We start from the raw sequence: 8043 nt of genomic DNA on the forward strand, positions 1-8043 counted from the left end.
AGGGATTCAATGAGTGTCTTGAAAAAGGACGCGATTCTATCAGGCTCACGGCCTCAAGGCTAAAGGGAAGGGCGGATCAGTTCGAGGCCGAAGCGATTGCCGGCCAGATAATCGTCGATGCAGCGGATGATCAGCTCGCTGCGCCAATTATCGCGCTGGGCCAATAATTCGTCGCGGGTCAGCCACTTGGCGCCGACGATGCCGTCGTCCAGCTGATAATCCGGGTGGTGTTTCACGGCTTTGGCGCTAAAGCACACGCGCTGGTAAGTCACGCCGTTGCTCGGGGCGGTGTACAGATAAATGCCGATTACGCTGGTGGGTTCGACGTCCCAGCCGGTTTCTTCGAGGGTTTCGCGTACGGCGGCTTCGATCAGGGTTTCGTCCGGATCCAGATGGCCGGCGGGCTGATTGAGCACGTTGCGCCCGGCCTTGTGTTCCTCGACCATCAGGAAACGACCGTTGTCCTCGACGATGGTGGCGACGGTGATGTGGGGGAGCCATTGCATTGATTGAATCTCCTGGGCGAAAGGCAGAAACACAAACCCCGGCGCATGGCCGGGGTTTGTGATGTTCCCTTTACAACCTTATACCAGCGCAGCGATGGCCGCGTTGAAGGTTGCGCTTGGGCGCATGGCCTTGCTGATCAGCTCGGCATCGGCGTGGTAGTAACCACCGATGTCCACTGGCTTGCCCTGAACGGCGTTGAGCTCGGCGACGATGGTCGCTTCGTTCTCGGTCAGGGTCTTGGCCAGGGTCGCGAACTGCGCTTGCAGTGCAGCGTCTTCAGTCTGGGCGGCCAGGGCTTGTGCCCAGTACATCGCCAGGTAGAAGTGGCTGCCGCGGTTGTCGATGTTGCCGACTTTGCGCGATGGCGACTTGTTGTTGTCGAGGAACTGGCCGGTGGCCTGGTCCAGGGTCTTGGACAGTACCAGCGCTTTCGGGTTGTTGTAGTTCACACCCAGGTGCTCGAGAGAAGCGGCCAGGGCCAGGAATTCACCCAGCGAATCCCAGCGCAGGAAGTTCTCTTCGACCAGTTGCTGCACGTGCTTCGGAGCCGAACCGCCGGCGCCGGTTTCGAACAGGCCACCGCCGTTCATCAGCGGCACGATCGACAGCATCTTGGCGCTGGTGCCCAGTTCCATGATCGGGAACAGGTCGGTCAGGTAGTCACGCAGTACGTTGCCGGTCACCGAAATGGTGTCCTTGCCTTCGCGGGTGCGCTGCAGGGTGTATTTCATGGCGTCGACCGGCGCCATGATCTGGATGTCCAGACCGGTGGTGTCGTGATCCTTCAGGTAAGCCTGAACCTTCTCGATCACCACGCCGTCGTGGGCGCGCATCGGGTCCAGCCAGAAAATGGCCGGGGTGCTGCTTGCGCGAGCGCGGTTGACGGCCAGTTTGACCCAGTCCTGGATCGGCGCGTCCTTGGTCTGGCACATGCGGAAGATGTCGCCGGCTTCAACAGCCTGTTCCATCAGCAGGGTGCCTTTGCTGTCGGTCACGCGAACCACGCCGTCGGCTTTGATCTGGAAGGTCTTGTCGTGGGAGCCGTATTCTTCAGCCTTTTTCGCCATCAGGCCAACGTTTGGCACGCTGCCCATAGTGGTCGGATCGAAAGCGCCATTGGCTTTGCAATCTTCGATCACGGCCTGGTAGATGGTGGCGTAGCAGCGATCCGGGATCACAGCCTTGGTGTCGTGCAGCTGACCGTCGGTGCCCCACATCTTGCCGGAGTCACGGATCATGGCCGGCATCGAGGCGTCGACGATAACGTCGCTTGGCACGTGCAGGTTGGTGATGCCTTTGTCGGAGTTGACCATCGCCAGCGACGGACGAACGGCGTAGACCGCCTGCACGTCAGCTTCGATCTGGGCTTGCTGCTCGGCCGGCAGGGATTTGATGCGGGCGTACAGGTCGCCGATGCCGTTGTTCAGGTTGAAGCCGATTTCGGCCAGCACGTCGGCGTGCTTGGTCAGGGCGTCCTTGTAGAACTCGGCAACGATCTGGCCGAACATGATCGGGTCGGAGACCTTCATCATGGTGGCTTTCAGGTGAACCGACAGCAGCACGCCTTGTTGCTTGGCGCTGTCGATTTCAGCGGCGATGAACGCGCGCAGGGCCTTTTTGCTCATGACGGAGCAGTCGAGGATCTCGCCCGCCTGAACGGTGGTTTTTTCTTTCAGGACGGTGGTGGTGCCGTCTTGGGCGACCAGCTCGATTTTCACGGTGTCAGCGGCGTCGATCAGGGCCGCTTTTTCGCTGCCGTAGAAATCGCCGGTGCTCATGTGAGCGACGTGGGACTTGGAGTCCTTGGCCCAGGCGCCCATTTTGTGCGGGTGCTTGCGAGCGTAGTTCTTGACCGACAGCGGCGCGCGACGGTCGGAGTTGCCTTCACGCAGAACCGGGTTCACGGCGCTGCCCTTGACCTTGTCGTAACGCGCCTTGGCATCTTTGTCGGCGTCGCTGGTCACGGTTTCCGGGTAGTCCGGCAGGTTGTAGCCCTGGGCTTGCAGTTCTTTGATCGCGGCTTGCAGTTGCGGAACCGAGGCGCTGATGTTCGGCAGCTTGATGATGTTGGCTTCAGGCGTAACGGCCAGGTCGCCCAGTTCGGCGAGGTGGTCGGCTACGGCTTTGTCGCCCAGTTGCTCGGGGAAGCTGGCCAGAATACGCGCTGCAAGAGAGATATCGCGGGTTTCCACGGCGATATCGGCCGAGGCGGTGTAAGCCTCGATGATCGGCAGCAGGGAATAGGTGGCGAGGGCTGGAGCTTCGTCGGTGAAGGTATAGATGATCTTCGAGCGGGTGGGCATATTCGGATTAACTCTCTCTTCTTTGCTAAAGCGTGCGCAGAAACTCGAGGGGCGCCGGGTAAGCGCGTTCGTTCAAAGTCATCCATGAACCGAATGTCGAGAATCTTCGCGGTGATGTTGGGTGCATCAGTAGAGCGTCAAGCAGTCGGACTGCGGTAACAACCCGACCAATCAGGCGGAAAGTCTCGTGCTAGAGAGGCCAGCCGTCGTGACCCTGTGGTCAGCGGGCGGCATTATACATAGGTAGCTGGCAATCTGCCGATGGTTCATGTGCAACGATTCTCGTCCATTGGTCTAAAGGTCGCAGGGCGGGGTGGGGCGTAGAGTCGGCGTGAATGCTTGAGATTGGCGCTTTTCCCTTTGCTTTCAGGCTTGTACGAAACGAGATGTGGCCGCGCCCGGAACAGAGGGTTTGCGTGTTGATTCAACTGGGTTACGCTCGAGCCAAGCCAGATGTTCAATCCAAACAATGGAGTTCAGCATGGGTTACAAGAAGATTCAGGTTCCAGCCGTCGGCGACAAAATCACCGTCAACGCAGACCATTCTCTCAATGTCCCCGATAACCCGATCATTCCCTTCATCGAAGGTGACGGCATTGGCGTCGACGTCAGCCCTGTGATGATCAAAGTGGTTGATGCTGCCGTAGAAAAAGCCTACGGGGGCAAGCGCAAGATTTCCTGGATGGAGGTTTATGCTGGCGAAAAAGCAACTCAGGTTTATGACCAGGACACCTGGCTGCCCCAGGAAACCCTGGACGCGGTCAAGGATTACGTGGTTTCCATCAAGGGCCCGCTGACCACTCCGGTCGGTGGCGGCATCCGCTCCCTCAACGTGGCCCTGCGTCAACAACTCGATCTCTATGTCTGCCTGCGCCCTGTGGTGTGGTTCGAAGGCGTGCCGAGTCCGGTGAAAAAGCCCGGCGACGTCGATATGGTGATCTTCCGCGAGAACTCCGAAGACATTTATGCCGGTATCGAATGGAAGGCCGGCTCCCCTGAGGCCACCAAGGTCATCAAATTCCTGAAAGAAGAAATGGGCGTCACCAAGATCCGTTTCGACCAGGATTGCGGTATCGGCATCAAGCCTGTTTCGAAAGAAGGCACCAAGCGTCTGGTGCGCAAGGCCCTGCAATACGTGGTGGACAATGACCGCAAGTCGCTGACCATCGTGCACAAGGGCAACATCATGAAATTCACCGAAGGTGCCTTCAAGGACTGGGGCTATGAGGTGGCGAAGGAAGAATTCGGCGCGGAGCTGCTCGATGGCGGCCCATGGATGAAATTCAAGAACCCGAAAACCGGTCGCGAAGTCGTCGTCAAGGACGCCATCGCCGACGCCATGCTTCAGCAGATCCTGCTGCGTCCGGCCGAGTACGATGTGATCGCTACCCTTAACCTCAACGGTGACTACCTGTCCGATGCCCTGGCGGCGGAAGTGGGCGGTATCGGTATCGCGCCGGGTGCCAACCTGTCCGACACCGTGGCCATGTTCGAGGCGACCCACGGTACCGCGCCGAAATATGCCGGCAAGGACCAGGTCAACCCGGGCTCGGTGATCCTGTCGGCGGAGATGATGCTGCGCCACCTGGGCTGGACCGAGGCGGCCGACCTGATCATCAAGGGCACCAATGGCGCCATCAAGGCCAAGACCGTGACCTACGACTTCGAACGTCTGATGGAAGGCGCCACGCTGGTGTCTTCTTCGGGCTTCGGTGAAGCGCTGATCAAGCACATGTAAGAAAGCCAGCTGCAACGAAACCGCCCGGCTCGAGTGATCGAGCCGGGCGGTTTGTTTTCCGGCAGGTGTCCGGGTCGCTTCAGCTGGTCACTGACTGGTGCCGAGCAGCGGCCGAGGCGGCATCTTTTGCGGCTTCGACATTCTGAATTTTTGTGGCGTGCAGGCCTTTGGGCCCTTGCACGATCTCGAATTTGACGATTTGCCCGGCTTTGAGGGTTTTGTATCCGTCCATTTCAATGGCGGAATAGTGGGCAAAGAAATCGATCTCCTTGCCGTCTTCGTCCTTCCCTTCGCGGGCGTCGGTGTTGATGAAACCGAACCCCTTGGCATTGTTGAACCATTTCACCTTGCCGACAGCCATGCTCAAATCCCTCTGCAACAGTCTCCATCGCTGGAGTATCATCCAATTCATCCGCAGTCGAATCCGTTAAAAAGATTGACTCCGCGGATCTTTTTTCCCCACTGTGGGTTCTATTGGTTGTAACACCGTTTTCCCGATAGTCAAGGTGACCGGGCAGTCGGAGTTGAAAACGTGTCAAGCCGCCCCCACCACTGTATTTGCACAACTGACGAACCTTTCTTTCCATGCATGCAATCAGCCAGATTCGACTAACATTCAATCAGGATCGCCCGCTTCTCCAAAAGGATCTTCCACAGGAGCACGACGACGATTCGGCAGGCGTTGCTGTTCAGGAAGCAAAGCCTGCGTTACAGGCGCCGCCGATGTACAAGGTGGTTTTGTTCAATGATGACTACACACCGATGGATTTCGTCGTCGAAGTGCTCGAGGTGTTTTTTAACCTGAATCGCGAGCTGGCGACCAAGGTCATGCTGGCCGTCCATACAGAAGGGCGGGCAGTATGTGGAGTGTTTACCCGCGACATCGCCGAGACAAAGGCCATGCAGGTCAACCAGTACGCCAGGGAAAGCCAGCATCCGCTACTCTGTGAAATCGAGAAGGACGGTTAATCGCCGACCACTTGGGTATGAGGTGAAGCTATGTTAAACCGCGAGCTCGAAGTCACCCTCAATCTTGCCTTCAAGGAGGCACGTTCGAAACGTCATGAGTTCATGACCGTCGAACACCTGCTGCTGGCCCTATTGGACAATGAGGCTGCCGCCACCGTATTGCGTGCCTGCGGCGCAAACCTCGACAAACTCAAGCACGACCTGCAGGAGTTCATCGACTCCACCACGCCATTGATCCCCGTCCACGACGAGGATCGCGAAACCCAGCCAACCCTGGGCTTCCAGCGTGTACTGCAACGTGCTGTCTTTCATGTGCAGAGCTCGGGCAAACGCGAAGTAACCGGCGCCAACGTGCTGGTTGCAATCTTCAGTGAGCAAGAGAGTCAGGCGGTGTTCCTGCTGAAACAGCAGAGCGTTGCACGCATTGATGTCGTCAACTATATCGCTCACGGCATTTCCAAAGTGCCGGGGCATGGCGATCACTCTGAAGGTGAACAAGATATGCAGGACGATGAGGGCGGTGAGTCTTCTTCTTCAGGCAATCCGCTGGACGCTTATGCCAGCAATCTCAACGAACTCGCACGCCAGGGCCGGATCGATCCGCTGGTCGGGCGTGAAACGGAAGTCGAGCGTGTCGCGCAGATTCTGGCGCGTCGTCGCAAGAACAATCCGCTGCTGGTCGGCGAGGCGGGCGTGGGTAAAACCGCGATCGCCGAGGGCCTGGCCAAGCGCATTGTCGACAACCAGGTGCCGGACCTGCTGGCCAACAGCGTCGTTTACTCCCTCGATCTGGGCGCTCTGCTCGCGGGCACCAAGTATCGCGGTGATTTCGAGAAGCGCTTCAAGGCGCTGCTCAACGAACTGAAAAAACGTCCGCAGGCGATCCTGTTCATCGACGAAATCCACACCATCATCGGTGCGGGTGCTGCGTCCGGTGGCGTCATGGATGCCTCGAACCTGCTCAAGCCGCTGCTGTCGTCTGGCGACATTCGCTGCATCGGTTCGACCACGTTCCAGGAATTCCGTGGCATCTTCGAAAAAGACCGCGCCCTGGCGCGTCGCTTCCAGAAGGTCGATGTTGTCGAGCCGTCGGTGGAAGACACCATCGGTATCCTGCGCGGTCTGAAAGGGCGTTTCGAACAGCACCACAACATCGAATACAGCGATGAGTCGCTGCGCGCCGCTGCGGAACTGGCTTCGCGCTACATCAATGACCGGCACATGCCGGACAAGGCTATCGACGTGATCGACGAGGCGGGCGCCTACCAGCGTCTGCAACCGGTCGAGAAGCGTGTGAAACGCATCGAAGTCCCTGAAGTCGAGGACATCGTGGCGAAGATCGCGCGGATTCCGCCGAAGCACGTCACCAGCTCCGACAAGGAACTGCTGCGTAACCTCGAGCGTGACCTGAAGCTGACGGTGTTTGGTCAGGACGCGGCGATCGATTCGCTGTCGACTGCGATCAAACTGTCCCGCGCCGGTCTCAAGTCGCCTGACAAGCCTGTCGGTTCGTTCCTGTTCGCAGGGCCGACCGGTGTCGGTAAAACCGAAGCCGCGCGTCAATTGGCCAAGGCGTTGGGGATCGAACTGGTGCGCTTCGACATGTCCGAGTACATGGAGCGCCACACCGTATCGCGTTTGATCGGTGCACCTCCGGGGTACGTCGGTTTCGACCAGGGCGGTCTGTTGACCGAAGCGATCACCAAACAACCGCATTGCGTATTGCTGCTCGATGAAATCGAGAAGGCGCATCCGGAAGTCTTCAACCTGCTGCTGCAGGTGATGGATCACGGCACGCTGACCGACAACAACGGGCGCAAGGCGGACTTCCGCAACGTGATCGTGATCATGACCACCAACGCCGGTGCTGAAACAGCGGCACGTGCTTCGATCGGTTTCACCCATCAGGACCACTCGTCCGATGCGATGGAAGTGATCAAGAAGAGCTTCACGCCGGAATTCCGCAACCGTCTGGATACCATCATTCAGTTTGGTCGCCTCAGTCATGAGGTTATCAAGAGCGTGGTGGACAAGTTCCTCACCGAACTTCAGGCGCAGCTGGAAGACAAGCGTGTGCTTCTGGAAGTTACCGATGCGGCGCGCAGCTGGCTGGCGGCCGGTGGTTACGATTCGGCCATGGGCGCTCGTCCGATGGCGCGTCTGATCCAGGACAAGATCAAGCGTCCGCTGGCGGAGGAGATTCTGTTTGGCGAGCTGGCCGAGCATGGCGGTGTGGTTCACATCGACATCAAGGATGGTGAGTTGACGTTTGACTTCGAGACCACTGCAGAAATGGCTTGACGGCTGGTAAGTGAAAAGGCGCCTTCGGGCGCCTTTTTATTGTCTGCGGTTTTTATTTTGGGGGCATATCCGTTGCTTCGGGAGCTGCCGCTGGCGGTTTCGCCCTTACGGCGAGTCACCTTTTCCAAACGCCGGAGTGCCGGCCCAGCGAAAAGGTAACCCAAAAGGCTTTACCCTGACGTACGGCCCTCGCTGTGGCTCGGGTTCCTTCGCTCCGGGATTGAT

6 protein-coding genes are annotated in these 8043 nt (G+C 58.5%); 3 read left to right on the forward strand and 3 right to left on the reverse strand.

What is annotated here, in order from left to right:
- Nucleotides 1-59: 59 nt before the first annotated feature.
- Entirely contained in the window at nt 60-506 is a 447-nt protein-coding gene (locus tag AC07Y2_RS14835) for an NUDIX hydrolase (RefSeq protein ID WP_103386160.1), read from the reverse strand.
- Nucleotides 507-584: 78 nt separating this feature from the next.
- Nucleotides 585-2810 (reverse strand): NADP-dependent isocitrate dehydrogenase, encoded by a 2226-nt coding sequence (locus AC07Y2_RS14840; protein WP_039767409.1) that lies wholly within the window; start codon nt 2808-2810, stop codon nt 585-587.
- 481 nt (nt 2811-3291) lie between these two features.
- Here AC07Y2_RS14840 and icd point away from each other — a divergent pair, with 481 nt between their 5' ends.
- Complete coding sequence (gene icd / locus AC07Y2_RS14845) at nt 3292-4548, forward strand: NADP-dependent isocitrate dehydrogenase (RefSeq protein ID WP_007951441.1); 1257 nt, start codon at nt 3292-3294, stop codon at nt 4546-4548.
- 79 nt (nt 4549-4627) lie between these two features.
- On the opposite strand, the gene AC07Y2_RS14850 is transcribed toward icd, so the two are convergent.
- Nucleotides 4628-4909 carry a cold shock domain-containing protein gene (locus AC07Y2_RS14850; RefSeq protein ID WP_039767406.1) on the reverse strand — a complete coding sequence of 94 codons (282 nt, stop codon included), beginning with the start codon at nt 4907-4909 and terminating at the stop codon, nt 4628-4630.
- 224 nt (nt 4910-5133) lie between these two features.
- Here AC07Y2_RS14850 and clpS point away from each other — a divergent pair, with 224 nt between their 5' ends.
- Nucleotides 5134-5517: an ATP-dependent Clp protease adapter ClpS gene (gene clpS, locus AC07Y2_RS14855; protein ID WP_011334948.1), complete on the forward strand. Its 384-nt coding sequence runs from the start codon at nt 5134-5136 to the stop codon at nt 5515-5517.
- Nucleotides 5518-5547: 30 nt separating this feature from the next.
- Complete coding sequence (clpA, locus tag AC07Y2_RS14860) at nt 5548-7818, forward strand: ATP-dependent Clp protease ATP-binding subunit ClpA (protein WP_007951436.1); 2271 nt, start codon at nt 5548-5550, stop codon at nt 7816-7818.
- The last annotated feature ends 225 nt before the right edge of the window (nt 7819-8043 follow it).

The organism is Pseudomonas sp. GW456-12-1-14-TSB6 (assembly GCF_059424205.1).

Excerpts from the sequence above, each read along its gene's own strand:
- AC07Y2_RS14835 (WP_103386160.1), bottom strand. The coding sequence starts at position 506 with ATGCAATGGCTCCCCCACATCACCGTCGCCACCATCGTCGAGGACAAC.
- AC07Y2_RS14840 (WP_039767409.1), bottom strand. The coding sequence starts at position 2,810 with ATGCCCACCCGCTCGAAGATCATCTATACCTTCACCGACGAAGCTCCA.
- icd (WP_007951441.1), top strand. The coding sequence starts at position 3,292 with ATGGGTTACAAGAAGATTCAGGTTCCAGCCGTCGGCGACAAAATCACC.
- AC07Y2_RS14850 (WP_039767406.1), bottom strand. The coding sequence starts at position 4,909 with ATGGCTGTCGGCAAGGTGAAATGGTTCAACAATGCCAAGGGGTTCGGT.
- clpS (WP_011334948.1), top strand. The coding sequence starts at position 5,134 with ATGCATGCAATCAGCCAGATTCGACTAACATTCAATCAGGATCGCCCG.
- clpA (WP_007951436.1), top strand. The coding sequence starts at position 5,548 with ATGTTAAACCGCGAGCTCGAAGTCACCCTCAATCTTGCCTTCAAGGAG.